25 protein-coding genes are annotated in these 25,498 nt (G+C 70.1%); 19 read left to right on the top strand and 6 right to left on the bottom strand.

What is annotated here, in order from left to right; all coding sequences use genetic code 11:
- Positions 1 to 23 precede the first annotated feature (23 nt).
- From ACFY8O_RS15985 to ACFY8O_RS15975, 3 genes are all read left to right on the top strand, one after another.
- The gene (locus ACFY8O_RS15985; protein ID WP_145806001.1) at positions 24 to 833 is read left to right on the top strand and encodes an SAM-dependent methyltransferase; all 810 of its coding nucleotides are present in this window, start codon (positions 24 to 26) and stop codon (positions 831 to 833) included.
- 92 nt (positions 834 to 925) lie between these two features.
- On the top strand, positions 926 to 1,369 hold the full coding sequence (locus ACFY8O_RS15980; protein ID WP_145805999.1) for a YchJ family protein: 444 nt from the start codon (positions 926 to 928) through the stop codon (positions 1,367 to 1,369).
- Between the two features lie 44 nt (positions 1,370 to 1,413).
- Positions 1,414 to 1,998: a GNAT family N-acetyltransferase gene (locus ACFY8O_RS15975; protein ID WP_387902470.1), complete on the top strand. Its 585-nt coding sequence runs from the start codon at positions 1,414 to 1,416 to the stop codon at positions 1,996 to 1,998.
- 9 nt (positions 1,999 to 2,007) lie between these two features.
- Here the strand turns inward: ACFY8O_RS15975 and ACFY8O_RS15970 are convergent, their stop codons facing one another.
- Positions 2,008 to 4,080 carry an MDR family MFS transporter gene (locus ACFY8O_RS15970; RefSeq protein WP_387902467.1) on the bottom strand — a complete coding sequence of 691 codons (2,073 nt, stop codon included), beginning with the start codon at positions 4,078 to 4,080 and terminating at the stop codon, positions 2,008 to 2,010.
- 94 nt (positions 4,081 to 4,174) lie between these two features.
- Positions 4,175 to 5,011, bottom strand: a complete 837-nt coding sequence (locus tag ACFY8O_RS15965; protein WP_387902464.1) for a hypothetical protein — start codon at positions 5,009 to 5,011, stop codon at positions 4,175 to 4,177.
- Between the two features lie 107 nt (positions 5,012 to 5,118).
- Between ACFY8O_RS15965 and ACFY8O_RS15960 the strand changes: the two genes are divergently transcribed.
- Positions 5,119 to 6,345, top strand: a complete 1,227-nt coding sequence (locus tag ACFY8O_RS15960) for a cytochrome P450 (RefSeq protein WP_387902461.1) — start codon at positions 5,119 to 5,121, stop codon at positions 6,343 to 6,345.
- Between the two features lie 45 nt (positions 6,346 to 6,390).
- Here the strand turns inward: ACFY8O_RS15960 and ACFY8O_RS15955 are convergent, their stop codons facing one another.
- From ACFY8O_RS15955 to ACFY8O_RS15940, 4 genes are all read right to left on the bottom strand, one after another.
- Entirely contained in the window at positions 6,391 to 7,605 is a 1,215-nt protein-coding gene (locus tag ACFY8O_RS15955) for an acyl-CoA dehydrogenase family protein (protein ID WP_387902458.1), read from the bottom strand.
- A 4-nt stretch (positions 7,606 to 7,609) separates the two neighbouring features.
- Positions 7,610 to 8,083 (bottom strand): SCP2 sterol-binding domain-containing protein, encoded by a 474-nt coding sequence (locus ACFY8O_RS15950; RefSeq protein WP_387902455.1) that lies wholly within the window; start codon positions 8,081 to 8,083, stop codon positions 7,610 to 7,612.
- A 69-nt stretch (positions 8,084 to 8,152) separates the two neighbouring features.
- Positions 8,153 to 8,416, bottom strand: a complete 264-nt coding sequence (locus ACFY8O_RS15945; RefSeq protein WP_145805985.1) for a hypothetical protein — start codon at positions 8,414 to 8,416, stop codon at positions 8,153 to 8,155.
- Between the two features lie 198 nt (positions 8,417 to 8,614).
- Entirely contained in the window at positions 8,615 to 9,829 is a 1,215-nt protein-coding gene (locus ACFY8O_RS15940; protein WP_145805983.1) for a helix-turn-helix domain-containing protein, read from the bottom strand.
- Between the two features lie 660 nt (positions 9,830 to 10,489).
- Here ACFY8O_RS15940 and ACFY8O_RS15935 point away from each other — a divergent pair.
- The 15 genes from ACFY8O_RS15935 to ACFY8O_RS15865 all read left to right on the top strand — a co-directional run bounded on the left by ACFY8O_RS15935 (position 10,490) and on the right by ACFY8O_RS15865 (position 25,489).
- Positions 10,490 to 11,125 (top strand): hypothetical protein, encoded by a 636-nt coding sequence (locus ACFY8O_RS15935; protein ID WP_145805981.1) that lies wholly within the window; start codon positions 10,490 to 10,492, stop codon positions 11,123 to 11,125.
- 177 nt (positions 11,126 to 11,302) lie between these two features.
- A complete protein-coding gene (locus ACFY8O_RS15930) occupies positions 11,303 to 11,572 on the top strand; it encodes a hypothetical protein (protein ID WP_387902451.1) in 270 nt (89 codons plus the stop codon).
- Between the two features lie 106 nt (positions 11,573 to 11,678).
- The gene (locus ACFY8O_RS15925) at positions 11,679 to 13,172 is read left to right on the top strand and encodes a DUF6801 domain-containing protein (protein WP_387902448.1); all 1,494 of its coding nucleotides are present in this window, start codon (positions 11,679 to 11,681) and stop codon (positions 13,170 to 13,172) included.
- A 57-nt stretch (positions 13,173 to 13,229) separates the two neighbouring features.
- Entirely contained in the window at positions 13,230 to 14,183 is a 954-nt protein-coding gene (locus ACFY8O_RS15920; protein WP_145805975.1) for a hypothetical protein, read from the top strand.
- A 708-nt stretch (positions 14,184 to 14,891) separates the two neighbouring features.
- Positions 14,892 to 15,875, top strand: a complete 984-nt coding sequence (locus ACFY8O_RS15915) for an ABC transporter ATP-binding protein (protein ID WP_145805973.1) — start codon at positions 14,892 to 14,894, stop codon at positions 15,873 to 15,875.
- On the top strand, positions 15,872 to 16,717 hold the full coding sequence (locus tag ACFY8O_RS15910; RefSeq protein ID WP_145805971.1) for an MlaE family ABC transporter permease: 846 nt from the start codon (positions 15,872 to 15,874) through the stop codon (positions 16,715 to 16,717). The genes ACFY8O_RS15915 and ACFY8O_RS15910 overlap by 4 nt, the downstream gene beginning before the upstream one ends.
- A 3-nt stretch (positions 16,718 to 16,720) precedes the next feature.
- Entirely contained in the window at positions 16,721 to 17,524 is an 804-nt protein-coding gene (locus ACFY8O_RS15905; protein WP_387902443.1) for an MlaE family ABC transporter permease, read from the top strand.
- A complete protein-coding gene (locus tag ACFY8O_RS15900; protein ID WP_387902440.1) occupies positions 17,524 to 18,825 on the top strand; it encodes an MCE family protein in 1,302 nt (433 codons plus the stop codon). Before ACFY8O_RS15905 ends, ACFY8O_RS15900 begins: the two co-directional genes overlap by 1 nt.
- Positions 18,822 to 19,853 carry an MCE family protein gene (locus ACFY8O_RS15895; protein WP_145805965.1) on the top strand — a complete coding sequence of 344 codons (1,032 nt, stop codon included), beginning with the start codon at positions 18,822 to 18,824 and terminating at the stop codon, positions 19,851 to 19,853. Before ACFY8O_RS15900 ends, ACFY8O_RS15895 begins: the two co-directional genes overlap by 4 nt.
- Entirely contained in the window at positions 19,850 to 20,869 is a 1,020-nt protein-coding gene (locus ACFY8O_RS15890; RefSeq protein WP_387902436.1) for an MCE family protein, read from the top strand. Before ACFY8O_RS15895 ends, ACFY8O_RS15890 begins: the two co-directional genes overlap by 4 nt.
- Before the next feature lies 1 nt (position 20,870).
- A complete protein-coding gene (locus ACFY8O_RS15885; protein WP_145805961.1) occupies positions 20,871 to 21,998 on the top strand; it encodes an MCE family protein in 1,128 nt (375 codons plus the stop codon).
- A complete protein-coding gene (locus tag ACFY8O_RS15880) occupies positions 21,995 to 23,137 on the top strand; it encodes an MCE family protein (RefSeq protein WP_387902433.1) in 1,143 nt (380 codons plus the stop codon). Before ACFY8O_RS15885 ends, ACFY8O_RS15880 begins: the two co-directional genes overlap by 4 nt.
- Positions 23,137 to 24,393, top strand: a complete 1,257-nt coding sequence (locus ACFY8O_RS15875; RefSeq protein ID WP_387902431.1) for an MCE family protein — start codon at positions 23,137 to 23,139, stop codon at positions 24,391 to 24,393. Before ACFY8O_RS15880 ends, ACFY8O_RS15875 begins: the two co-directional genes overlap by 1 nt.
- On the top strand, positions 24,390 to 24,911 hold the full coding sequence (locus tag ACFY8O_RS15870) for a hypothetical protein (protein ID WP_387902428.1): 522 nt from the start codon (positions 24,390 to 24,392) through the stop codon (positions 24,909 to 24,911). The genes ACFY8O_RS15875 and ACFY8O_RS15870 overlap by 4 nt, the downstream gene beginning before the upstream one ends.
- Positions 24,908 to 25,489 (top strand): hypothetical protein, encoded by a 582-nt coding sequence (locus ACFY8O_RS15865; protein ID WP_387902425.1) that lies wholly within the window; start codon positions 24,908 to 24,910, stop codon positions 25,487 to 25,489. The genes ACFY8O_RS15870 and ACFY8O_RS15865 overlap by 4 nt, the downstream gene beginning before the upstream one ends.
- The last annotated feature ends 9 nt before the right edge of the window (positions 25,490 to 25,498 follow it).

Genomic DNA, 25,498 nt, shown 5'->3' with positions numbered 1-25,498 from the left:
CACCACGACCAACGGAGTGCGCTATGACCGGGCAGGACCCCCAGGCCGTCGAGATCGACACCAGCAAGCCGCATCCCGCACGGATGTACGACTGGTTCCTCGGCGGCAAGGACAACTACCCGGTCGACGAACAGATGGCCGAGCAGCTGCTCGCCCTGGACGCCCGCGGCAGGGACATGGCCCGGGTCAACAGGGCGTTCATGCACCGGGCCACCCGCTGGCTCGCCGAGAACGGCGTGCGCCAGTTCCTCGACATCGGCTCGGGCATACCCACCGAGCCGAACCTCCACCAGATCGCCCAGCGCACCGCCCCCGACGCGCGCGTCGTCTACTGCGACAACGACCCGATCGTCCTCGCGCACGCCGCCGCGCTCCTGCGCTCCACCCCCGAGGGGGCCACCGAATACATCCAGGCGGACGCCCGGCAGCCCGACGCCATCCTGGAGGCGGCCGGCAAGGTCCTCGACTTCGACCGGCCCATCGCGCTGTCCCTCCTCGCGCTGCTCCACTTCGTGGACGACGAGGACGGTGCGGCGGAGCTCGTCGACCGGCTCGTGGAGCGCCTGCCCTCCGGCAGCTACCTGGTCCTCTCGCACACCACGGGCGACTTCGACCCCGAGGGAGCCGCCGAGGCCCGTGCCCTGTACAAGGCACGGGGCATGACCCTGCGGCCCCGCTCGCGCGCCGAACTCACCGCCTTCTTCCACGGCCTCGAGATCGTCGCGCCGGGCGTCACCCTGTCCGCGGACTGGCGCCCCGACCTCGGCGAGGTCATCGACGTACCCGGCGACGACCCGATCCCGGGCTACGCGGGGGTGGCCCGCAAGCGCTGACCGGCGTGCCCTGCCCCGCCCTCGCGGTGCCCAGCCGTGTCCGGTCCGCCCCGGCCCGCCGTGCGGTCAGGGGCAAGGGTCACAATGGACCCATGTCACGACGTACCCCACGCACGCGCAGGCCGGCCACCGTCCCGGCGGGCTCCCCGATCACCCCGGGCTCGCCGTGCCCGTGCGGGCTCACGGCCGCCTACGGGGCGTGCTGCGGCCGGTACCACACCGGCACCGCGGCCCCGACGTGCGAGGCGCTGATGCGCTCGCGGTACGCGGCCTTCGTCGTCCGGGACGCCGGCTATCTGCTGCGGACCTGGCACCCCGAGACCCGGCCGCCGTCCGTCGACTTCGACCCCGCGATGCGCTGGACGGGCCTGGAGATCCTCGACACCACGGAGGGCAGCGCCTTCCACACCACCGGCACGGTCACCTTCCGCGCGCACTACAGCGACGACGGCAGGCCCGACGCGCTCCACGAGAAGAGCAGGTTCGTGCGCCACGAAGGGGCCTGGGTCTACGCGTCGGCGATCTTCGTCGACTGAAATGCCTTTGCGCGTGCCCCGCGCCCGTACCTACGATCCGCCGCATGAGCGAGGACACGGCGGAGCCGGCCACCGAACGGGCGCGCTGCTGGCGCGGGCGCGGCATCGACTTCACACCGCTGGAGATCGAGGACGCCGACTTCCTGCACCACCTGCGCTCCGACCCGTCGGCCGCACACGAGACGGGCGTCTGGCCCGGTTCGCTGTACGAACTGCGCGAGCGCGTGGAGCGCCACCTCGACGACAGCTCGCGCGACGACTTCCTCGTCCTGCTGCCGGACGGCACGCCCATCGGCCTCATCGCGCTGCACGACCAGCAGCTGGCCGAGGGCACCGCCGAGGCGTATCTGATGCTGGCCCCGGAGCACCGAGCTCAGGGACACGGGCGCGCGGCACTGGAGGCCCTCACCGATCTGGCCTTCGGGGAGCTGCCGGTCCAGCGGATAGAGGCCTTCACCCACACCGACAACGCCGCGGCCCTCACCGTCCTGACCGGCGCGGGCTTCGTGCGGGAGGGGGTACGCCGTTCGTCCTGCCTGCACCGGGGGCGCCGCTACGACAACGCGGTGCTCTCCCTGCTCCGCCCCGAATGGGAGGCCCTGACCCGCGCCCGGTCCTGGGAGCTCTGAGCGGGAGCCTCAGACGGCGGCGACCGCCCGCTCGGGTGGGGCCAGCTGCTGGGCCAGGTCCTCCGCGAGCAGCCGCTTGGCGATCACGTCGACGGCGGACCGCAGCTGCCGGTCGTCGGGCCGGGCGCCGTCCTCGGCCAGACGTTCGTTGAGCCAGCGGCCCCACGCGGCCGTGATCGTCGCGGCCTCGCGCTCGCCCGCCGGGGTGTGGGTGAAGAGGCGGCCGTCCCCGGTGAGGAAGCCCTCCTCGATCATCCGGTCGAACACCGGCACCAGGACCTCCGGCGGGAGGCGGTGCCTGGCGGCGATCAGTCTCAGCCCCGCGTGGCCGACCATCCGTGTGAAGAGGTCGACCTGCATCACAGCCCAGGCCCCCGCCATGTCGAGACGGGTGTCCGACCGGGCCACGATCTGCCGGGCGGTGTCGGGGCCGGCCTCGTGGAGGATTCTCGCCACAGAGGATTCGAGCACCTTCGCCGCGTCGCCGGTACTCGGCTGGGCGAAGCCATCGCCCATGTCGGTGGAGCCCGCCCGCGCGCTGTCGCGCAGCTTCACCTGCTTCAGGAACAGCGAGACGACGAAGCCCAGCAGCGCCACCGGGACCGTCCACAGGAACACCGTGTGCAGGGTGTCCGCGTAGGCCTGCGCCAAGGGAGCGGTCTGCTCCGCCGGCAGCGCGTGCACCGCCTGCGGACTCTCCGCGGCCCGCGCGAGCGACACCGGATCGCCGCCCGCCCGCGCGGCCTCCTCCACACCCTGCGTCAGATTGGGCCGGAGCGCGTTCGCGTAGATCGTCCCGAATACGGCCGTGCCGAACGAGCTGCCGAGCGTACGGAAGAACGTCACGCCCGATGTCGCGGTGCCCAGGTCCGCGTAGTCGACGGTGTTCTGCACGGCGATCGTCAGCACCTGCATGGACAGGCCGATGCCGGTGCCCAGCACCAGCATGTAGAGCGACTCCAGCCAGACCCCGCTGCCCGGGCCCATCCGGGACAGGAGATAGAGCCCCGCCGCCATCACGAGCGAACCGATGACGGGGAAGACCCTGTAGTGCCCGGTCTTGCTCACCACGTTGCCGCTGAAGATCGAGGCGGCCAGCAGCCCCAGGACGAGGGGCAGGGTCCTGACTCCGGACACGGTGGCCGAGTCGCCGTCGACGTACTGCAGATAGGTCGGCAGATAGATCATCGCGCCGAGCATGGCGAAGCCCACGATGAAGCTCAGGACGGAGCAGACCGCGAACACGGGATTGCGGAAGAGCCGCATCGGCAGCATCGGCTCCTTCGCCCGTGTCTCCACGAGACAGAAGAGGCCGAGGGCGATCAGGCCCCCGACGAACAGGCCGATGATGACCGGGGAGCCCCAGGCGTACTCGTTGCCACCCCAGCTCGTGCCGAGGATCAGCGCGCTGGCACCGGCCGCGACCAGGGCGATGCCCAGGTAGTCGATGACCGGACGCCCGGCCGCCCGCACGGAGGGGATGGTACGGGCGGCGGCGACGACCACGACGACGGCGATCGGGACGTTGACGTAGAACGCCCAGCGCCAGGTCAGATGGTCGGTGAACAGACCGCCCAGCAGAGGGCCGACGACGGTGGCCACACCGAAGACCGCACCGATCGCCCCCTGGTACTTGCCCCGGTCGCGCAGGGGGATGACGTCGGCGATCAGCGCCATGGAGGTGACCATGAGCCCGCCCGCGCCGATGCCCTGGACACCCCGCCAGATGATCAGCAGAAGCATGTCGGACGCGAGACCGCAGAGGAACGAGCCGGTGATGAAGATGATCGCCGAGATCTGGAAGATCAGCTTCCTGCCGAAGAGGTCACCGAACTTGCCGACCAGCACCGTCGCGACGGTCTCCGCCAGCAGATAGGCCGTCACCACCCACGACATGTGCTCCGCGCCACCGAGGTCCGAGACGATGGTGGGCAGCGCCGTCCCCACGATCGTCTGGTCCAGCGCCGCCAGGAGGATCCCCAGCACGATCGTGGCGAACACGATGTTGCGGCGTCGGGGGTCGAGGACGGGCGGCGCTGCGGCACTCTGCGCGGCGGGGGCGGTCTCGCTGGCAGTCGTCACCCTCGCACCGTCACATCCTGCCCCGTCCCGCGCATCCGGGGGACGGCCGGACGGGTCGGGCTGTGAACAGTGCCCCGGCGCGCCCGCCGCCGGGTCAAGCCAGGAGTTCGCGCACGGACTCCCTCGTCCGGGCCACGAACGCCTCGCGCGCCGCTTCGGGGACGCGGTCCAGCGACAGATACGGATTGAGGTCCTCCAGCTCGACGAGGAGCAGCTCGCCCTCCCGTGTCCGGCACGCGTCCACCCGCTGGATGCCGTGCGAGAGGGTGTTCCACTCCACGAAGCGGCGGGCGAACTCCAGATCCCCGGCGCTCGGCGCGTACGGCTCCAGCACCCAGCGCTGATCCGGGCGGGGTGCGTTCAGGGCGTACTGGAAGTCCTGGTCGACGAAGTAGAAGGACACCTCGTAGCGGAAGTCGATCCGTGGCTGGACGAGCAGCGTGCCGTCCTCCTCCCCCCGCAGCTCCGGCTCCTTGGTGAACCGCAGTCCCACGGAGTCCGCGCCTAGCTTCGGCTTCACCACGTAGGACTCCGCCCGGGGGAGCAGTCCGAGGTCCTGCGCGCGGTCCACCGTGGGTATCACGGGGAAGCCGGCCCGGCTCAGATCGACCAGGTACTGCTTGCCGGCCATGTCCGCGCGGCCGTCGAGCGTGTTGTAGACCCGGACCCCCGCCTCCCGCGCCCGGACCCGGAACGCGTCGTACGCCTCCTGGTAGTGCAGCACCGGCCCGCTGTTGCGCACGACCACCGCGTCGAATCCGTCCAGCAGAGCCGCGGCGTCCCGGGGGTGACAGAGAGCGACGTCGAAGACCTCGCGCAGCCGGGACGTGAGGAAGATGTCCTCGTCGCAGTAGCGCCGCCCGCGCGCCTCGTACGCGAGATCTGTGACGCAAAGGACGGAGGGGCGGGGTCCGGCGGATGCGGCGCTCAAGAATACTCCCAGAGGGGTTCGGGATCGGTCGGGCGGTCAATAGCCTTGCTGGTGTTGCCCGTTCACTGCCATGAAGCACCTCGGTCTCTGCCCCACAGGAGTCATACGTGTCCCAGGCGTCGTCACCTCCCGACATTCTCTCGCCCGCGTTCGCCGCCGACCCCTACGGGGCGTACCGGGCCATGCGCGAGCACGCCCCGCTGATCCATCACGAGGCCACGGGGAGTTACCTGGTCTCGCGCTACGAGGACGTCGAGCGCGTCTTCAAGGACAAGGCGCAGGAGTTCACCACCGAGAACTACGACTGGCAGCTGGAGCCCGTCCACGGCAGGACGATCCTCCAGCTCAGCGGCAGGGAGCACGCCGTGCGCCGCGCGCTGGTCGCCCCGGCCTTCCGCGGGGCGGATCTCCGGGAGAAGTTCCTGCCCGTCATCGAGCGCAACGCCCGCGAGCTCATCGACGCCTTCCGGCACACCGGCGAGGCGGACCTCGTCGAGGCGTTCGCGACCCGTTTCCCCGTGCTGGTCATCGCCGACATGCTCGGGCTGGACCGGGAGGACCACCGGCGCTTCCACGGCTGGTACACCAACGTCATCGCCTTCCTCGGGAACCTGGCCGGCGACCCCGAGGTCGCGGCGGCCGGGGAACGCACCCGCCGCGAGTTCGCCGAGTACATGATCCCCGTCATCCAGCGGCGCCGGGAGAAGCCGGGGGAGGACCTGCTCTCCGCGCTCTGTGCCGCCGAGGTCGACGGGGTGCGGATGAGCGACGAGGACATCAAGGCGTTCTGCAGCCTGCTGCTCGCCGCCGGAGGGGAGACGACCGACAAGGCGATCGCCTCGCTCTTCGCCAATCTGCTGGCCCATCCGGAGCAGCTCGCCGCCGTGCAGCGGGACCGGTCGCTGGTCGACCGGGCCTTCGCCGAGACGCTGCGCTACACCCCTCCGGTCCACATGATCATGCGCCAGACCGCCTCGGAGGTGGAGCTCTCGGGCGGGACCGTCCCGGCCGGTGCCACCGTCACCTGCCTGATCGGCTCGGCCAACCGGGACGAGGCCCGCTATGCCGAACCGGACCGCTTCGACCTCTTCCGTGACGACCTGACCAGCACCACGGCGTTCTCCGCCGCCGCCGACCACCTGGCCTTCGCGCTCGGCCGGCACTTCTGCGTGGGAGCGCTGCTGGCCCGGGCGGAGGTCGAGACGGGCGTGAACCAGCTGCTGGACGCCATGCCTGACCTGCGGCTCGCCGACGGGTTCACCCCCGTCGAGGAAGGTGTCTTCACCCGCGGTCCGGCCGCGCTGCCGGTGAGGTTCACCGTGGCAGGCGGCTGAGCGGGTGCCGGTGCGGCGATCTGCCGCACCGGCTCCCCGGGGGGCTCAGCGGATGTGGCGCCCCGAGATGGCGCGGGCGATGACCAGGCGCTGGATCTCGCTCGTGCCCTCGAAGATGGTGTAGATCTTGGCGTCGCGGTACATGCGCTCCACCGGGTGCTCCCTGCTGTAACCGGCCCCGCCCAGGATCTGGACCGCCTTCTCCGTCGCGGTGACCGCGAGTTCACCCGCACGGAGCTTGGACATCGAGCCCTGCCCGGCGTCGAAGGTGCGGTCGTTGCGCGCCATCCACGCCGCCTGCCAGATCAGCAGGCGCACGGCCTCGATCTCGGTGCGGAGGTCGGCGAGCGCGAAGGCGATCGACTGGTTCTCGACGATGGGCCGGCCGAACGCCTCACGCCCTCCCGCGTACTCCAGGGCGTATTCGTACGCGGCCCGCGCGATGCCCAGCGCCTGGGCGCCCACGGTGGGGCGGCTGACCTCGAAGGTCGCCATCGCCGCCTGGCTCTTGCCCGTCCCTCCCTCCCGGGCACGGGCGAGCCGGGTGTCCAGCTTCTCCTTGCCGCCGAGCAGGCAGTGCCCCGGGACGCGTACGTCGTCGAGGAAGACGTCCGCGGTGTGCGAGGCACGCAGGCCGAGCTTCTTGATCGGCCGGCCGGCCTCCAGGCCCTTCGTGCCGGGCGGCACGATGAAGGCGGCCTGTCCCCGGGCGCCGAGCGCCGGATCGACCGAGGCGACCACCACATGGATCTCGGCGATGCCCCCGTTGGTGATCCACGCCTTCTGGCCGGAGAGCACCCACTCGTCCCTGGCCTCGTCGTAGCGGGCCATGGTGGCCATCGCGGAGACGTCCGAGCCCGCCTGGGGCTCGGAGACGCAGAAGGCGGCCACCTTCGGGTCGTCCTCGTCGCCGTAGCACTGCGGCACCCACTCGGCGAGCTGGTCGGGGGTGCCGGACGCGAAGATCCCGGCGACCGCGAGCGAGGTGCCGAAGAGGGCCATGCCGATCCCCGCGTCGCCCCAGAACAGCTCCTCGTTGGCGATCTGGAGCGAGAGGCCGCTCGGGTCGCCGTACATGTCGGCGAGGGACTCGAAGCCGTAGAGACCGATCCTGGCCGCCTCCTGGATGACCGGCCAGGGTGTCTCTTCCCGGGCGTCCCATTCGGCGGCGGCGGGGCGTACGACCTGCGCGGCGAAGCCGTGCACCCAGGTGCGCAGATCCTGCTGCTCCTCGGTGAGGGCGAGGGAGAAGTAGCTCATGGGCTCAGGCCTTCGGTATGTCGAAGTAGCGGGTGAGCCCCGAGGCCAGGCCGACGTCACCGGCCACCTTGAGCTTGCGCATCATGAACATCGTCACGGGATTGCCGTTGCCGGAGACCAGCTTGAGGAATTCGGCGTCGCCCATCACCAGCGTGGTGCGGGGTTCGGCGTCCGAACGCCCCGCGCTCACGGTGCAGGCACCGTCGGCTATGGAGGTCTCGTACACCTCGTCGGTCTCACCCGTGATCGTCCAGCGGATCAGCGCCTTCAGCTGACCGGCCGCTTCGGGGCGGAACTGCTGCCGCATCCGGCCGAAGACCTCGCTCAGGACCCGGGTGCGCAGCTCACCGTGCATGACCTCACCCAGCTGCCTGGCGGACAGGCCTTTGACGATCCGGGCGAACTCCTCCGGGGAGACGGCGGCGAAGTCGAGCCCGGACAGGTCGTCGGTGAGGTTGCCGCTGCTGTTGTCGGCCACGCCAAATCCTTACTCCAGAGTAAACTTACTTCTGGGTAAGGTAAGGCGGTCACGGCCGCACCGCAAGCGTCAGACGGCGCCGTCCGGGCGCACCGCCAGACGGGGGTGATGGGCGGACAGCACCTTGTTGGCCCATGCCAGCTCGGACAGCGCCTGCTCGCGGTCCGCCTGGTCCTCGAGGGCGAGCCTCGGTCCCCGGAACCTGCGCACCTCACGGGCGGCACAGACGGCGTCGAACTCCGCCTGCAGGATGTGCGGTGGGGTGCAGGACCCGATCAGCGCGGCGACCCGGTCGGGGATCGGCACGGGGACGAGGAGGTGCGAGGCGGTCATGGGGGGTTCCCTCTCGGATGGTTGGCCAGGAGGTGGTGCTTCGCGAGGGCCGGTGGGCCATCGCTCCTCCTTATGTAACGGGACGCAGTTCCTGGTTTCTCGTCGAGAACGTCTCCGTGTCGCAACCGTTTGGGACTGACCGTCTATTTCGCGTTACCTGGGAGTAAGTTGACTCGAGGCACCGGGTGTGATGCGGACTCAGTTGAGGGTCTGGCCGGCGCGAGCCCGTAACTGCAGTGCGCGCAGCACTGCTTCGGTGGAGAAGCGGCTCTCGGGATCGGTCAGCTGATCACCGAAGATGGCCTCCAGGCTGCGCATCCGGTAGCGGACCGTCTGGGGGTGCACATCCAGCAACTCGCCCATCTGGGCCGCGGTTCCACGGGTGTCGAGCCAGATCCGCAGGGTCTCGATCAGCCGCTCGCGGCGTGTGGTGCTGATGCCGGACACGGCGGCCAGTTCGCGCTCGGCGAGCTGGTCGAGGAGGGCGAGGTCGGACAGGAGCCACAGCGTGATGAGGTGGTCCTCGCAGAGGATGACCGGTGCGTCGTCGATGACCCCCGCGTCGACCAGTTCGAGCACGCGGCGGGCCCAGCGGATCGAGTCGGCGGCGAGCGCGGTGGGCACGGTCAGCCCGATCGCCGCGCCGCCCCCGGGGACCGTCCGGTCGAGCATCTCCCTGCGCGCGTCGTCCATCGGCCCGGGGATCAGCAGGTGCGGCTGCGGATCGCCGGGGTCGATCAGGACGTCGTGGTCCGCGCTGATCCGGTCGAGTGCCGCCGGGGCGCGCACCGCGACGAGCGTGACCTGCTCGGGGAGCGTCCAGCCGGTCTGTTCGCAGAGTTCGGCGATGGCGCTGCGGGGAACGGGCCTGCCCGTCAGGATCAGGTGCAGCAGCCGCCGGCGCACCGCTTCGCCCTGCTGGTCGGACTGGGCCTGCACCTCCAGGTAGCCCTCGCGGGAGAGTGACTCGAGTTCGTCCACGTACGCGAAGAGCGCGTCGGCGAAACTGAGCATCAGCGCCGGCGAGAAGTTGTAGCTCCGCCCCACTTTCTTGGCCCGCCGCAGGGCGACCCGCGCGCCCAGCCGGTACGCCCCCTGGAGGGCGTCCATGGTGCGGCCCTCGTAGGCCTCGAACCGTCCGAATCTCCGGCACATGTCGTCGCGCAGGACCGTGGGGGCCGAGGGCTCGGCGACCAGGTCGACGAACGAGGAAAGGCTCTGCTCGACACCCATGCGAATGGATTTGCCATTGGGTCCGTTCAGCAGACGCGCGTATTCCGGATAGGCGCGGGTCACCTCCATGCCTATCTCTTTGATCAGGCTCGGCAGTTCGGGCCGCATGATCGCGGCGAACTCCTGGGGGAGGGGACCCAGTGGGTCTCCGGTGTCCAGCGGCTGGATGAGTCTCGGCATGACCGTCCCCTTGCTTTCCCGGGCCCGGCGTGGATGGAGCATGTGGGGGGAAAGCGCTCCCACGGACCGACAGGTGTATACCAACATCGGCGCCGAAGATAGACCAAGTCGGACGGGGTGCACACTGTCTGGACAAGATCGAAGTGCAAGGGGCACACATCATGGCCCTGTTGTGGGGCTTCGGTGCAGGTGGGGCCGTAAATGCTCACTTCCGGACAATGTTTCGGCCTGGTCCGGGTCACGGGCCCCGGCGCGGTGGTCCGGCAGCCGCACCGCCGGCCTCCCCGGGCGGCCCCCCGGTCCCCTCCCCGCCTCCCTCGATCTTCGTCGTGTGTTCCGCCCGGCGGTCGTGCCGAGTCCGGTGATCCGGGCGCCCTGCCGGCTTTTCGAGGGATATTGCGCACCAAGTGACAAGTGCGCCCGCTGAATTAGTGACCTACTGACGAGGAAAAAAAATCACCGAACCAATCTTGACCGACGGGATTGTGCTGGAAGTTTCCCGCAAGTAACGTCACGCCCTGTCACAGAACGTGTGTGGCTGAAAGAGCAGCACGGCCCCCACGCAACACGATTCTTCGCGGCACTCCCTGCACCTTTGCAGGAATGCGAGTGCCTTCCCCGCAACAGTGCACCCGCACTGCCGAATCGGAGGAAATCACTGTGCGCAACTCTCTCAGAAAGATCGCCCTGGCGGCCGGTGCCGCCGCGGCCGCTGTCACCCTCGGGGCCACCACCGCCTCCGCCGGTGTCGCCGCCCCGACGTGGACGGTCGGCCCCAGCTCTCCGGAGACGTTCTCGGCCACGGCCGGCACCGTCACCCTTACCCTCAACGGCATCCCGATGACGTGTACGTCGTCCGCGGCCCAGGGCAACCTGGCATCGGCCGCCGGTACGACCAACGTGACCGTCGGCACGATCGCCCCGCTGACCTGGAGCGGCTGCACCAGCCCGTTCGGCGCGGTGACCCCGACCGCCGACACGACCACCCCTTGGAAGCTGAACGCGAACACCTACAGCGCAGGTGTCACGAGCGGCTACATCAGCGGCATCAAGGCCACGCTGAAGGTGCTCACCTGCACCTTCACCGTGACGGGCAACGCCGCCGCCACCTACACCAACTCCACGGGCAAGCTGGCGGTCAGCAACAACGCCACCTACAAGCTCACCGTCGCGTCCGTAACCTCGGGATGCACGGGCATCGCGGCCGTGGGCAACAACCCGACCTACAGTGCCAGTTACACCGCTGTCACGCCGAGCGGCGGCACCACCAAGCCGACCATCGTCTACACCCCCTGATCCGGCCACACGCCGGTAACGGGTGAGCGGGGATCGCACGGCGGGCCCGGCCCGCCGTGCGATCCCCGTGTCCCCGACCCGAGTGGACGCCGGCCACAGGGGGCGCCGACCGGCGGATGCGTTCCGGTGCCGGAAGGCCCCGGCCCGCACGCCCGTAGCCGAATCGAGGAGCCAGCTGTGCGCAGGTCTCGTGAGAACGTCACGACGGCGGCCGGTGCCGCCCTCGCGGCTCGGCGCACGACCCCGGGTTCGTCCAGGACGGGGGATCCGCCGATCGGTCCACCGTCCGCCGGCGCGGACACCACGGACGAGCTGACCGCCGTGACGCCCACCCCGGGGTGGGCGGTCCTCGTCGCGGTGGGCTCCGACCGGACGTACAGGACCACCTGCCCGGTGGCCGCCCCGATCGGCGGCATGGCCGGACCGGTGATCGAGTACACCCCTTGACCCGGCCTCAGGCACCTGCGCGTGAGCGAAAGGCCCCGGGTGGCCCGCCCACCGTGGGGCGCACACCGTCCGTCCGAGGGGGGCATCGTCAGTGAGAGGCAGTCGTATGAAGGGTGCGCGACGGCGTACGGCGCGCGGTGCCGCGGTGGCCACCGCGGTGCTGCTCGGAGGCATGATCCCCGGTGCTCAGGCAGTGTCCGGTGTGCAGGAGGTCGACGCGGAGCTCTCCTTCACCTGCGACTTCCCCGAGGGGAAGCAGCCGGTGAAGGCCGGGATCACGGCGGAGCTCCCCGAGTCCGCCCGGCCCGGGCAGGTGATCCAGCCCGAGAAGGTCGTCCTGGATCTGGTCCTGCCCGAGAGCGCGTCCGCCGCCCTCGCCGAGTCCGGTGCCGCGACCGTGAGCGCCGGGACGAGCCTGGCCGTCGATGTGTCCCAGGGTGAGGGGAAGGCGCGGGCCGAGTGGCGGGGCACCACGGCGGAGCCCGTACCGCTGCCCGAGGCCGGGGATCTGCTCCTGAGCGCGTCGGGCGGTGTTCCCTTCGTGAAACCCGGGGCATCGGGTGACCTCGTGTTCGAGGCCTCGGCCCTCACGCTGGAACTCACCCCCGAGAGGGCCGACGGCGTGCCCGCCGAATCGGCGAGCCTCTCCGTCGACTGCGCTCCCGACCCGGGTCAGGAGAAGTCCCTGGCGGTCGTGGCTGTCGAGGACGAGGACGGCGCGGGTGAGGAGACGGAGCCGGCCCCCTCCGCGAGCTGGCCCGGGGAGGAAGAGGCCACCGGACCGGAGAAGGGCGCGCCGGAGGTCGGGGCCAAGGCGTCGGGGTCCGCCACCGCGGACGCGCCCGCGTGCGTCGGTGATCACAGCGACGGGGCGAACATGGTCGCCTATGTGACCGGCTACGCCAACGTCACCAAGCTCAAGGCCGCCAACAAGTTCCCCGTGGCCTGTGCCCGAATCACCCAGGGCTTCCAGGAGATCCAGTTCATCGACGGCGTCCTGCACTTCCTTCAGAACTCGACCATCGATCTGGACTACAAGGGCAAGCCCCAGCTTCCGCCCACCACGGGGACGTTCCTGACCTTCGGCTTCATGCCGACGACGGCCACCCTGGAGATGACGCAGGTTCCCACGGGCACACGCCCCGACGGGACCAGGATCGAGAACATCCACTCCGACCTGGCCATCGAGGGCGTCACCAGCAAGAACCGCACGGAAGTCACCCTGGACCTCATGCTCAGGCTGTACGACGTCAAGGTCAACGGCGTTCCCCTGGACGTGGGGGACAACTGCCGCACGAGCCGGCCGTTCAAGCTCGGCCTGGTGGGCCTCGGGACGTGGAAGGACAACGTCCTGGACGGCTACACCCTGGCCTCGGGCGGTGAGCTCACCGGATCGGTGACCATCCCCCCGTTCAGCGGCTGCGGCACCGACGAGGACCTCGACAACCTCTTCACCGCGTCCCTGTCGGGTGTGCCCGGCTACGTCAAGCAGGTGCAGGGAGCCCCCTGCGCCGCCGCGCAGCACCCGCCCGAGCCCGGTGGCGTGGCCTTCTGCACGGACGAGTACGAACCGCTGGACGTCCCTGAGGCGTCCCGCTGACTCCACCGCCGTACCCAGCAGAACAATCCCGTGAGCAGCTATCGAATTGAGGGAACGATGAGCCCTGCCTCCAAGAACTGGATCAAGGCCGCCGGCGCCGTCGCCGCGTCCGCCGCTCTGGTCATGCCCCTGACCGCCACACCTGCCGGTGCCGCTACCGCCGCGGCCCAGCTGAACGGTTCCTGGGCCCCCTTCGACCGCTGTCCGGTGGACGCGCCGGCCATGCTGGCGACGGACGGCGACACGGACGTCGCGCTGTGCGTGACGTCCACCTCGCCCAACGGGACGATCAAGCTGGGCAACACCACCGCGACGACCGGGTCCACCAACCTGCAGTTCGGGGTCATCCAGCACCCGGCCGAGGGAACCTACACGGTCGTTCCGCCGGCGGCGGGGTCCATCATCAGCGGGAAGACCACCATCCCCGGTGGGCTCCTCGGCATCATGTGCCCCAGCAACATCCCGGTCGTCTCGGCCGTCTGCGGGCAGATCACCGACGCCACCCTGAACAAGGTGACCGCCACGGTGGAGTCGGCCGGCACGCCGACCGAGTTCAGCCTGGTCGCCGGGATCTCCTCCGGGCCCATCGTCAAACTGCCCGTCAAGATCCGCCTGGAGAACCCGCTGCTGGGCTCCAACTGCTACATCGGGAGCAGCAGCAACCCGGTGATCCTGCGCCCCGGAAACCTCAGTGCGCCGAGCTTCTCCGCCGCACGGTTCAACGCCGACGGCTCGGCGAACCCGGACGAGGGGTCGATGATCCAGATAGCGCTGTCCGGCGCGGCGCAGGGGGACAGCCAGTTCTCCGCCCCGAAGGCCAGCGGCTGCGGTCTCGCCGGCATCCTCAGCTGGGCCATCGACCTGAAGGTCGGACTGCCGGCCGCGGCCGGCTCCAACAACCTCGTCCTGAACGACGCCAAGACCTACACGGCCGGACTCACGGCCCCGGGTCTGTCGGTCCCCAACGCCGGCAAGGAGCTGTCCGACGCATGGCACTCCGCCCTGCGGTGACCTGAGAAGGGGGGCCCGGGGGCCGCGTCCGGCTTCTTGTCACTTCGTGCGCCCGGCCCGTGACCGCCCATGAGCCCGCTCCGACCTGATGGACCCTGGTCGGGGCGGGCTTCGGCGTGTCCGGAGCCGTTTCCGGAAGTCCGTGCCCCGCTTCGCAGGCCCTCACTTTTCGACAGGTTTCGCGCCCTGAATGCTCATCGCGTCATAAGAAAACGGGGTTGTGGAATTACCTGGGAGAAAGTTCCGGAAGCGCTATTGCGGACTTAGGTTACCGGCCCGTAGCGTCCGGCTTGAGCAGATCGGGAACGCGTCCGCGCCTGCTCGTCCGAAGCACGTGGAGTCCTGGTCGCGCCCCTCTCGACCCGGGATTCCTCCGGGAGTTCCCGCCACCCCGAACCTCCCACCGGGACGGGTCCTCCCGACCGCTGGGGTCTCGTGGCTCCGGCCCTCCTGGGCCGCGGGGCCCCGGAGCACAGGGAGAGCTTGCGCAGATTCCGACAAAGCCGCCGGGCGGATTTGTCATTCGGTGACAAGTGATCCACACCGAGATCGACATCCGGCGATTTCCGCTGTTCAACGGCTTGTCCTGGCGGATTCGACGGACATAACGTGCGCCTCCTGGTGCATGTGTGACGAGCCGTCCTTGCATTTACCGGAGCCGGAGCGCTGACAGATGACGTCGTTCACCACACCTTCGAGGGAGGGCCGATGGGAATCGAAGTAGTCGTCGAAGGCCTGACGAAGTCCTTCGGCAAACAGAACATCTGGCAGGACGTCAGCCTCACGCTGCCGGCCGGTGAGGTGAGTGTGATGCTCGGTCCTTCCGGTACCGGAAAGACCGTCTTCCTGAAATCCATCATCGGGCTGCTGAAACCCGAAGAGGGCCGCGTCCTGATCAACGGCGTCGACATGGTCAACAGCCCCGAACGCGAGATCATGGAGACCCGGAAGCTCTTCGGTCTCATGTTCCAGGACGGCGCGCTCTTCGGCTCGATGTCGCTCTTCGACAACATCGCCTTCCCCTTGCGTGAGCACACCCGCAAGAAGGAGTCCGAGATCCGGCGCATCGTCATGGAGCGGATCGACATCGTCGGTCTGCTCGGTGCCGAGGGCAAACTGCCCGGCGAGATATCCGGCGGCATGCGCAAGCGGGCCGGACTCGCGCGCGCCCTCGTCCTGGACCCGCAGATCATCCTCTGCGACGAGCCCGACTCCGGGCTGGACCCGGTCCGCACCGCCTACCTCTCCCAGCTGCTCATCGATCTCAACGCCCAGATCGACGCCACGATGCTCATCGTCACCCACAACCTCGACATCGCGGCCACCGTCCCGGACAACATGGGCATGCTCTTCTGCCGCAACCTCGTGACCTTCGGGCCACGCGAGGTCCTGCTCACCAGTGACACCCCCGTGGTCTCCCAGTTCCTCTCCGGACGCCGGGAGGGCCCCATCGGCATGTCGGAGGAGAAGGACGCCGCCACACTCGCCGCGGAGCGGACGAACGGCAACGGCTACGGCCACGCCCCGCGCACCGTCGTACCGCAGCTGGAACCCTCACCGGGAATGCCCGTGCGCCAGGCCGCCCTGCGCCGCAGGGAGCGGGTCATCTCCATGATGGGCCAGCTGCCCGAGGCCGCCCGTACGGCCATCATGAACAGCTACACGCCGACCTTGGACGGTGGGCGCCGATGACGGCACCGCCGCCCGTACGGCCGCCCGTGCCGGTCACCGGGAAGAGCCCAGGGACACCGCGCAACCGTCCGCCCTCCCGGCTGTTCGCCCCGCTGCGCCAGACCGGGCAGCTGTTCGCCCTCGCCCTCGCCGTCGCGAGGGCCGTCTTCCGCCGGCCGTTCCAGGTGCGGGAGTTCATCGAGCAGTTCTGGTTCGTCGCGAGCGTCACGATCCTGCCCGCCGCCCTCGTCTCGATCCCGTTCGGCGCGGTCATCGCCCTCCAGGTGGGCTCCCTCACCGAGCAGCTGGGCGCCCAGTCCTTCACCGGCGGCGCCAGCGTCCTCGCCGTCATCCAGCAGGCCAGCCCGCTCATCGTCGCCCTGCTGATCGCCGGGGCCGCCGGCTCCGCCATCTGCGCCGACCTCGGCTCACGCAAGATTCGCGAAGAGCTCGACGCCATGGAGGTCATGGGCGTCTCGCCCATCCAGCGCCTGGTCGTCCCGCGCGTCCTGGCCACCATGCTGGTCGCCGTCCTGCTCAACGGCCTGGTCTCCGTCGTCGGCACGCTCGGCGGCTACTTCTTCAACGTGATCATGCAGGACGGCACGCCCGGCGCCTACCTCGCCAGCTTCTCCGCGCTGGCCCAGCTGCCCGACCTCTACGTCGGCGAGCTGAAGGCCCTCGTCTTCGGCTTCATCGCGGGCATCGTCGCCGCCTACCGGGGACTCAACCCGCGCGGTGGCCCCAAGGGGGTGGGCGACGCGGTCAACCAGTCCGTCGTCATCACCTTCATGCTCCTGTTCCTCGTGAACATGATCCTCACGGCGATCTACCTGCAGATCGTCCCGCCGAAGGGGGGCTGACCGATGTCGATGCTCGGCTGGCTCGACCGGTCCGGCGACCAACTCACCTTCTACGTACGGGCGCTCGTCTGGATACCCCGGACCCTGCGCCGCTATCTCAAGGAGGTGCAACGGCTGCTCGCCGAAGTCGCCTTCGGCAGCGGCGGCCTCGGTGTCATCGGCGGGACCATCGGCGTGATGATCGCGATGACACTGGCCACCGGCACGGTCGTCGGCCTCCAGGGGTACGCCGCTCTCGACCAGATCGGCACCTCCGCCCTGACCGGCTTCATCTCCGCGTACTTCAACACACGGGAGATCGCCCCGCTCGTCGCCGGCCTCGCCCTCTCCGCGACCGTCGGCGCGGGCTTCACCGCACAGCTCGGGGCGATGCGCATCAACGAGGAGGTCGACGCCCTGGAGGCGATGGGCGTGCGCTCCATGCCCTACCTCGTCACCACCCGGATCATCGCGGGTGTCGTCGCCATCATCCCGCTGTACGCGATCGGGCTGCTCTCCTCCTACGTCGCCTCCCGTTCCATCACGGTCCTGTTCAACGGCCAGTCCGCCGGAACCTACGACCACTACTTCAATCTCTTCCTCTCCCCGGCCGACGTGCTGCTGTCGGTGCTCAAGGTGCTGATCTTCAGCGTCATGGTGATCCTCGCGCACTGCTACCACGGCTTCCACGCCACCGGCGGACCGGCCGGCGTGGGGGTGGCGGTGGGCCGCTCGGTGCGTAACGCCATCGTGCTGATCAGCGTCACCGACTTCTTCCTCTCGCTCGCCATCTGGGGTGCGACGACAACGGTGAAGGTGGCCGGCTGATGCGTTCTCCGACGGCGCAGACGGTGCGCCGCAGACTCGCGGGAGTGGCCTTCGTGCTGGTGCCCGCCGTACTCGTGTGGGTGTCGGTCTCCGTGTACGAGAAGGACTTCACGGACACCGCCACCGTGACCGTGCGCACGGGCAGCGTCGGCAACGAGATGCACGACAACGCCGACGTCAAGCTGCGCGGTGTCGTGATCGGGCAGGTGCGCGACATCGCGTCCGAGGGCGACGGGGCGCGCCTGACCCTCGCCATCGAGCCCGGCAGACTCGGGCAGATACCCGCCGACGTCACCGCCCAGATGCTGCCCACCACTCTCTTCGGTGAGCGCTTCGTCGCGCTCGTACCGCCGGCCGTCCCCTCGGCGCGGACGCTGCGGGCGGGCGCGGTGATCCCGCAGGACCGCTCCAGCAACGCGATCGAGCTGGAGGAGGTGCTCGGCAACGTCCTGCCGATGCTGACCGCCGTCAAGCCGGAGAAGCTCGCGGCCACCCTCAACGCGGTGTCCCAGGCGCTCCAGGGGCGCGGCGACAAGCTCGGCGACACCCTGGTCACCCTCGACGCCCATCTGGAGGAGTTCAACCCGCAACTCCCCACGCTGAACGCGGACATCAAGGAGCTCGTGAAGGTCAGCACGCTCTACGCGGACGCCGCCCCCGACGTCCTGGACGCGCTCACCGACTTCACCACCACCAGTGGAACCATCGCCGAGCAGCAGGCCGAACTCGCCGATCTGTACGGCTCCACCACCGCGTCCGCCCAGGACGTCACCTCCTTCCTGCGCAAGAACAAGGACAACCTCATCCATCTCTCCGCCTCGGGCCGCCCGACGCTGGAACTCCTCGCGAAGTACTCGGACGCCTTCCCCTGCACCCTGCGCACGATGGCGGGGTTCGTCCCCGCCATGGACAAGGCGCTCGGCAAGGGAACCGATCGGCCGGGGCTCCATGTCACCCTCAGGCCCGTCGAGTCCAAGGGGAAGTACGTGGCCGGGAGGGACACCCCGGTGTACGACGCGACCGGCGGGCCGCACTGCTACTCGGTGCCCTACACCGGCAAGGCGTCGCCCACCGCGGACGCCCGCACCGCCCCCGCCGGCACCGCCACCCCCGGCGAAGAGGCGACCGGGGAGGACAGGACGGCGGAGACCGCGCTCGGCATGCCCAACTCGCCCGAGGAGAGCCGGCTCGTCAACGAACTCGTCGCCCCCTCCCTGAAAGTCCCGCCACAGACCCTGCCCGACTGGAGCAGCGTGCTCATCGGTCCGGCCTTCCGCGGTGCGGAGGTGAAGCTCAAGTGAAGCGCCGCTCCCTCACGGGACCGCTCGTCAAGTCCGCCGTCTTCGTCGTGGTGACCACCCTGGCCACCACCGTCCTCGGGCTGGCCATCGCCGACACGGACGTCGGCGACACCACCTCGTACAAGGCGAGGTTCACCGACGCCACCGGCCTCGTCGTCGGTGACAGCGTCCGGATCGCCGGCGTCAAGGTCGGGCAGGTCGAGTCCGTCCGGGTCGCCGACAAGCGGCTGGCCGAGGTCCGCTTCGCCGTCCGCAAGGGCCGCGAGCTGCCCGCGTCGGTCACCGCCTCGATCAAGTACCTCAACATGGTCGGGCAGCGTTACGTCGATCTCGACCAGGGCGCCGGGCCCGTCGGCGAGAGCTTCGGGCCGGGGGAGACCATCCCGCTCTCGCGCACCACCCCCGCGCTCGACCTCACCCAGCTCTTCAACGGCTTCCAGCCGCTCTTCGAGGGACTGTCACCCCCCGACGTCAACCAGCTCGCCGGATCGATCGTCCAGGTCCTCCAGGGCGAGGGCGGCACGGTCGACAGCATCCTCTCCCACGTCGGCTCGCTGACCGGGACCGTCGCTGCCAAGGACAAGGTGATCGGCGAGGTGATCAAGAACCTCAACACGGTCCTGAAGACCGTCAACGACCGGGAGGCCGGCTTCGACGACCTCGTCGTGACCCTGCAGAAGCTCGTCACGGGCTTCGCCGGGGACCGCAAACCGCTCGGCGAGGCGGTCACCGCCATGGGCGCGCTCACCACCGTCACCGCGGACCTCCTCCAGGACGGACGGGCGCCGCTGAAGGACGACATCGCCCAGCTGGGGCGGCTCAGCGACCGGCTGGACGAGAACGCGCCCACGATCGAGAGCTTCCTGCGCAAGACACCCGCCAAGATGGAGGCCATCACCCGCCTCACCTCCTACGGGTCGTGGCTCAACCTCTACCTCTGCGAAGCCCGCGTCAGCGGCGTGACGACCGAGGACGGCAGCGCCCCGCCCACCGGCATCACGATCGGCGGACCGAGGTGCCAGGCATGAGGATCAAGCCCGTACGCGAACGCAACCCCGTCGCCGTCGGCATCGTCGGCCTCCTCGTGCTGGCCCTCGTCGGCCTCGCCGCCTACCGCGCGGACTCGCTGCCCCTCATCGGCGGCGGCACCACCTACAGCGCCGACTTCACCGAGTCGGCCGGACTCGACGAGGGCGACGAGGTACGGATCGCCGGAGTGAAGGTCGGTGAGGTCACCGGCGTCTCGCTCGACGGTGCCAAGGTCCGGGTGGACTTCGAGGTCGAGGACGCCTGGATCGGCAACTCCTCCACGGTCGGCATCGCCATCAAGACCCTGCTGGGCGACAAATACCTCGCGGTGGACCCGCTGGGCGACGGACCGCAGGACCCGGACGCGAGGATCACGGCGAGCCGCACGACCTCTCCGTACGACGTCACGCAGGCCTTCAACGGGCTCGGCGAGACGATCGGCGAGATCGACACGGCCCGGCTCGCCCAGAGCTTCGAGACGATCTCCGAGACCTTCAAGGACTCCCCGCCCGACGTACGCAGCGCCGCGAACGGGCTGTCCGCGTTGTCGAGGACGGTGTCCGAGCGGGACGCCCAGCTCGCCACCCTCCTCAAGGGCAGCAAACAGCTGACCAAGACGCTCGCGGACAAGAAGAGCAGCTTCGAGACCCTGCTGGAGGACGGCAACCTGCTGCTGGGCGAGATCCAGGCCCGGCGCGACTCCATCCACCTGCTGCTCACCGGGACCCGTGACCTCGGGACCCAGCTCACCGGGCTCGTGGCGGACAACAACAAGCAGCTCAAGCCCACCCTGGACTCGCTCGGCCGGGTCACCGCGGTCCTGGTGAAGAACCGCAAGAGCCTCGACAAGGTGCTCTCCCTGGCGGGCTCCTACAACCGCCTGGTCGGCAACACCCTGGGCAACGGCCGCTGGTTCGACAACTACGTCTGCGGTGTCGTGCCGAAGAGCTATCTGCCCGCCGGCACACCCCCGACGAACGGCGACTGCATGCCGCCGAAGCAGGGAGGGCGCTGACATGAGGCGCACACGCATCATCGGCATCGGCGCGGGGCTCGCCGTCGTGGCGGTCGCCGCCACGTCGGGCGTGATGGCCATGGACGAACGGGGGAGGACGACCGTCACCGCCTATTTCGACCGGGCCACGGGCGTCTACGCCGGTTCGGACCTGCGCGTCCTCGGTGTGAAGGTCGGCACCGTCGAGTCCGTGGAGCCGCACGGCGAGGAGGTCAGGGTCGTCCTGAAGCTCGACGAGGGCGTCGAGGTCCCCGCCGCGGCGCACGCCGTCGTCGTCGCCCCCAGCCTGGTCGCCGACCGGTACGTGCAGCTCGCGCCGGCCTACACCGGGGGAGCGCGGCTGGAGGAGGGTGCCGTCCTGCCGGCGGCGGCCAACGCCACCCCCGTCGAGGTCGACCAGCTGTACGAGTCGATCACCGAACTCTCCACCGCCCTCGGGCCGGAGGGGGCCAACGCGGACGGAGCTCTCTCCGAGCTGCTCGACACCGGGGCGAAGAACCTCGACGGGAACGGAGAGGCCATCGGGGACTCCATCGAACAGTTCGGCAAGGCCACCAAGACCCTCGACCGGAGCAGCGGCAACCTCTTCGACACGCTGTCCTACCTCCAGACCTTCACGACGATGCTGAAGGACAACGACGGCAACGTGCGCGCCGCCGAGCAGCAGCTGAACTCCGTCACCGGATTCCTCGCCGACGACAAGGAGAACCTCGGCGCCGCCCTCACCGAACTGGGCAAGGCACTCGGCCAGGTGAAGGGGTTCATCCAGAAGAACCGCGGCGCCCTCAAGAAGAACGTGGACCTCCTGGTGCCCCTCACCCAGACCCTCGTCGACCAGCGCGCCTCGCTCGCCGAGTCCCTCGACACGCTGCCGCTCGCGGCCGGCAACGTACTCAACGCCTACGACCCGGCCAACCGCACCCTCAACGGGCGGACCAACCTCAACGAGCTGTCGATGGGCGGTCCGCTCACGAGCGCCGAGCAGGGTGCCACGACGCTCGACGGGCTCGCGCCGGTGGACGGCACCCGGCAGAAGGCACTGCCCGCCCTGCCGCTGCCCGCCGTCGGCACCGTCTACGGCACGCCCGAGAAGACCGGGACGCCCGAGAAGAAGGAGGCGACCCGATGAGTCCCGCCCTGCGCAGACCCGGTACCCGCGTGGTCACAGGCCTCGGCGCCGCGGTCGCCGTGGGCGTCGGCCTCGTGCTCGTGGCCACGACGGTCGGCCTGCCGTCGATCGACGGCCTCGACCAGGTGCCGCTGCCCGGAGGGGCCGATCTGGGCGACCACCCGTACGAGATCACCGCGGAGTTCGGGGACGTGCTCAGTCTCGCCCCGCAGTCCTCCGTCAAGGTCAACGACGTCGCCGTCGGGCGGGTCACCCGGATCTCCCTCACCCCCGGGAGCTGGACCGCGAGGGTGACCATGCGGGTCAACGGCAAGGTCGACCTGCCGGCCAACGCCTACGCCCACCTCGAACAGTCGAGCCTCCTCGGCGAGAAGTTCGTCCAGCTCTCGCCCCCGGGCACCGGGACCGCCGAGGGCAGCCTCGCGGACGGGGACCGGATCCCGCTCTCCCGCACCAACCGCAACCCCGAGGTCGAAGAGGTCTTCGGAGCCCTCTCCATGCTCCTCAACGGCGGCGGGGTCAGCCAGCTCAAGACCATCACCACCGAGCTCAACAAGGCACTCGCCGGGCAGGAGCCCCAGGTCCGCTCGATGCTGAACCGCGTCGACACCCTGGTCACCGACCTGGACGACCACAAGGAGGACATCACCCAGGCACTCGACGGAGTCAACCGGCTCGCCGCGACCCTGGCCACCCGCAAGCAGGACGTCGGCACGGTCCTCACCGGACTCAGCCCCGGACTGAAGGTCCTGGAGAAGCAGCGCGGTTCGCTGCTCACCATGCTCCGCTCGCTCGACACGCTCTCGACCGTCGCCGTCGACACCATCAACAAGAGCAAGGCCGACATGATCGCCGACCTCAAGGCCATCGCCCCCACCCTGACCGCCCTCGCGGACTCCGGCAACGACCTGCCCGACTCCCTCCAGGTGCTGGTCACCTACCCCTTCACCGACGAGGTGCTCCGCGGGGTGAAGGGCGACTACCTCAACGTCTACCTGGACGTGACGGCCCTGCCCGGCACCCAGATCATCCCCGCGCTCACCCCCGCCCCGGCATCCGCCGGCCGGCACAGCTCACGCTCGGCGCTGCCCCTGCCGCTCCCCTCGGTCACCACGTCCGGAACGGAGGGAACCAGCTGATGATCACCCTCGCCACCCGGCTCAAGAACCTGGCCTTCCTCGTCATCGCCGTACTCGTCCTCGGCTTCCTCGGGGTGCGGTACGCCGACCTCGGTCACTACATCGGCCTTCGCGACTACTACACCGTCACGGTGCAACTGCCGCAGACCGGCGGCCTCTACACCCACTCCAACGTCAGCTACCGGGGGGTGTCCGTGGGCAGGGTCGGACCCATCGAGCTGACCGACGCCGGAGTCGAGGCCGAACTGCGCATCGACAACGACGCGCCCCCCATCCCGGACAGCCTGCGCGCCGTCGTCGCCAGCCTCTCCGCGGTGGGGGAGCAGTACATCGACCTGCGGCCCACCCGGGCGGACGGCCCCTTCCTGGACAACGGCTCCGTCATCGACCAGGCCGACACCACCGTCCCCGCGCCCGTCACCGACGTCCTCACCAGCGTCAACGACCTGACGAAGTCCGTCGACGCCGAGGCCCTGCGCACGGTGGTCGACGAATTCGGCGCCGCCTTCGAGGGCCGCGGAGACGACCTCCAGGTCCTGCTGGACACCGGAAGCGAGTTCGTCGAGGCCGCGGACGAGGCCCTGCCGACCACCACGAAGCTGATGGCCGACGGAGAGACCGTGCTGCGGACCCAGGCCGAACAGGGCGAGGCCCTCAAGGGCTTCGCCTCGGGCGCCGAGGAACTCGCCGCCGAACTCAAGGCGTCCGACACCGACCTGCGCCGGCTCATCGCCGCCGCGCCCGGCGCCACCCAGCAGATCAGCGGGCTGCTGCGCGACCTCGACCCCGCCTTCGGCGTCGTCGTCGCCAACCTCCTGACCACCTCGGAGGTGGCCGTCACCCGGCAGCGCGGCCTGGAGGAACTCCTGGTGAAGGTACCCGCGGTCGCGGCGGCCGGCGCGAGCGCGATCGACGAGGACGGCGCCAGGTTCGGCATGTCGGTCACCTTCTTCGAGCCCCTTCCCTGCACCGCCGGTTACGGCTCCACCACCTACCGGCCCGGCACCGACCTCTCGGCGGCCCCCGAGGCCAACACCGGGGCCCGCTGCACCTCGTCGCCCGGCAGCGGGATCAACGTGCGGGGCAGCGCCAACGCCCCGAAGGGCGGACCCGTCCCCGAGCCGTTCGAGCCGGCCTCCGGCCTCTCGGGCACCCTCGGCGCCGCCGCTGACACCGGGGCCACGACGGACGCGGGGGACACCGCGCCGCGGGCCGACGGGATCGCCGGTCTGCTCGGTCTGGGAGGCGGCGCATGAGCGGGCGTACGAGGACGAGGCTCGGCTGGGCCGGGCTGCTCGCCGCCGTGCTGGTCTGCGCGCTCGGCGCGTGGTCGTACGCCGGCGCGCGGAGTGACGACACCCTGGCGTACGCCAAGAGCCGGGACGCGGCCCTCGCCGACGGCAAGCGGCACCTCGCCCGGCTGACCAGCATGGACGGCGGGAGCGCCGCGAGCGTGGAGTCCGGACTGACGGCCTGGCTGGGCTCCTCCACCGGCCCGCTGCACGACAAGCTGGAGCGCTCCCGGAAGAAGGACGCGGGCGAGCTCACCGAGTCCGGCGCCACCGCACGCGGCAAGGTCACCGCCGCGGCACTCACCGCCCTCGACGACCGGGCCGGCACGGCGGCGCTCATCGCGACGGTCGACGTCACCGTCACCCCGCGCACGGGCAAGGGCGGCACGGAGCGCAAACGCTTCGAGGCGACCCTCGCCCGGACCGGGGACGGCTGGAAGATCAAGGTCCTTGACGCGCTACCCGTCGGGAGCGGCTCATGAAGCAGAGCACGGCCACGGCGGAGGTCCTGCCGGACCCCGGGCCGGAGACCGACCCCGGACCCAGGGACGCCCCCACGCGCGGACGGTGGCGACGCGCCCTCGCCGCCGTGCTGGCCGTCGCCCTGCTGGGCGCGGGAGCAGCCCTGTTCGTCCAGGGACGGCAGCTGCGCGACACCCCGGCCACGTCCAACCTCGCGCTGACCGACACGGCGGCGACCACCCGCGTCGTGGGCGACGTGAGCAGCGCCCTGGGCAAGGTCTTCTCGTACAGCCCGCAGGCCACGGACGCCACCAAGGCGTCGGCGAAGCAACTGCTCGGGGGCAAGGCGCTCCAGCAGTACGCGGCGCTGTTCGGCCAGGTCGAGAAGCAGGCCGCGGACCAGAAACTCACACTCACCAGCCAGGTCGTGCGCGCCGGAGTCACCCGGCTCAGCGGCAGCAGCGCCCACCTCCTCGTCTTCCTCGACCAGATCTACGAGCGCGAGGGGAAGGCCGCCACCACGGCGGCGGCCCAGCTGTCCGTCACCGCGGAACTGCGGGGCGGGCACTGGCGGATCGTCGACATCACCTCCAGGTAGGGGAGAGCA

It is taken from the genome of Streptomyces argenteolus (assembly GCF_042902585.1).
In the GTDB taxonomy this organism is placed as follows: Bacteria; Actinomycetota; Actinomycetes; order Streptomycetales; family Streptomycetaceae; genus Streptomyces; species Streptomyces argenteolus.
Note: the sequence above shows the minus strand (reverse complement) of the source record. Positions and strands in the feature narration are given on the sequence as shown.

Excerpts from the sequence above, each read along its gene's own strand:
- ACFY8O_RS15985 (WP_145806001.1), top strand. The coding sequence starts at position 24 with ATGACCGGGCAGGACCCCCAGGCCGTCGAGATCGACACCAGCAAGCCG.
- ACFY8O_RS15945 (WP_145805985.1), bottom strand. The coding sequence starts at position 8,416 with ATGACCGCCTCGCACCTCCTCGTCCCCGTGCCGATCCCCGACCGGGTC.
- ACFY8O_RS15900 (WP_387902440.1), top strand. The coding sequence starts at position 17,524 with ATGCGTTCTCCGACGGCGCAGACGGTGCGCCGCAGACTCGCGGGAGTG.
- ACFY8O_RS15870 (WP_387902428.1), top strand. The coding sequence starts at position 24,390 with ATGAGCGGGCGTACGAGGACGAGGCTCGGCTGGGCCGGGCTGCTCGCC.
- ACFY8O_RS15885 (WP_145805961.1), top strand. The coding sequence starts at position 20,871 with ATGAGGCGCACACGCATCATCGGCATCGGCGCGGGGCTCGCCGTCGTG.
- ACFY8O_RS15865 (WP_387902425.1), top strand. The coding sequence starts at position 24,908 with ATGAAGCAGAGCACGGCCACGGCGGAGGTCCTGCCGGACCCCGGGCCG.
- ACFY8O_RS15980 (WP_145805999.1), top strand. The coding sequence starts at position 926 with ATGTCACGACGTACCCCACGCACGCGCAGGCCGGCCACCGTCCCGGCG.
- ACFY8O_RS15915 (WP_145805973.1), top strand. The coding sequence starts at position 14,892 with ATGGGAATCGAAGTAGTCGTCGAAGGCCTGACGAAGTCCTTCGGCAAA.
- ACFY8O_RS15875 (WP_387902431.1), top strand. The coding sequence starts at position 23,137 with ATGATCACCCTCGCCACCCGGCTCAAGAACCTGGCCTTCCTCGTCATC.
- ACFY8O_RS15940 (WP_145805983.1), bottom strand. The coding sequence starts at position 9,829 with ATGCCGAGACTCATCCAGCCGCTGGACACCGGAGACCCACTGGGTCCC.
- ACFY8O_RS15920 (WP_145805975.1), top strand. The coding sequence starts at position 13,230 with ATGAGCCCTGCCTCCAAGAACTGGATCAAGGCCGCCGGCGCCGTCGCC.
- ACFY8O_RS15925 (WP_387902448.1), top strand. The coding sequence starts at position 11,679 with ATGAAGGGTGCGCGACGGCGTACGGCGCGCGGTGCCGCGGTGGCCACC.
- ACFY8O_RS15880 (WP_387902433.1), top strand. The coding sequence starts at position 21,995 with ATGAGTCCCGCCCTGCGCAGACCCGGTACCCGCGTGGTCACAGGCCTC.
- ACFY8O_RS15890 (WP_387902436.1), top strand. The coding sequence starts at position 19,850 with ATGAGGATCAAGCCCGTACGCGAACGCAACCCCGTCGCCGTCGGCATC.
- ACFY8O_RS15975 (WP_387902470.1), top strand. The coding sequence starts at position 1,414 with ATGAGCGAGGACACGGCGGAGCCGGCCACCGAACGGGCGCGCTGCTGG.
- ACFY8O_RS15905 (WP_387902443.1), top strand. The coding sequence starts at position 16,721 with ATGTCGATGCTCGGCTGGCTCGACCGGTCCGGCGACCAACTCACCTTC.
- ACFY8O_RS15910 (WP_145805971.1), top strand. The coding sequence starts at position 15,872 with ATGACGGCACCGCCGCCCGTACGGCCGCCCGTGCCGGTCACCGGGAAG.
- ACFY8O_RS15955 (WP_387902458.1), bottom strand. The coding sequence starts at position 7,605 with ATGAGCTACTTCTCCCTCGCCCTCACCGAGGAGCAGCAGGATCTGCGC.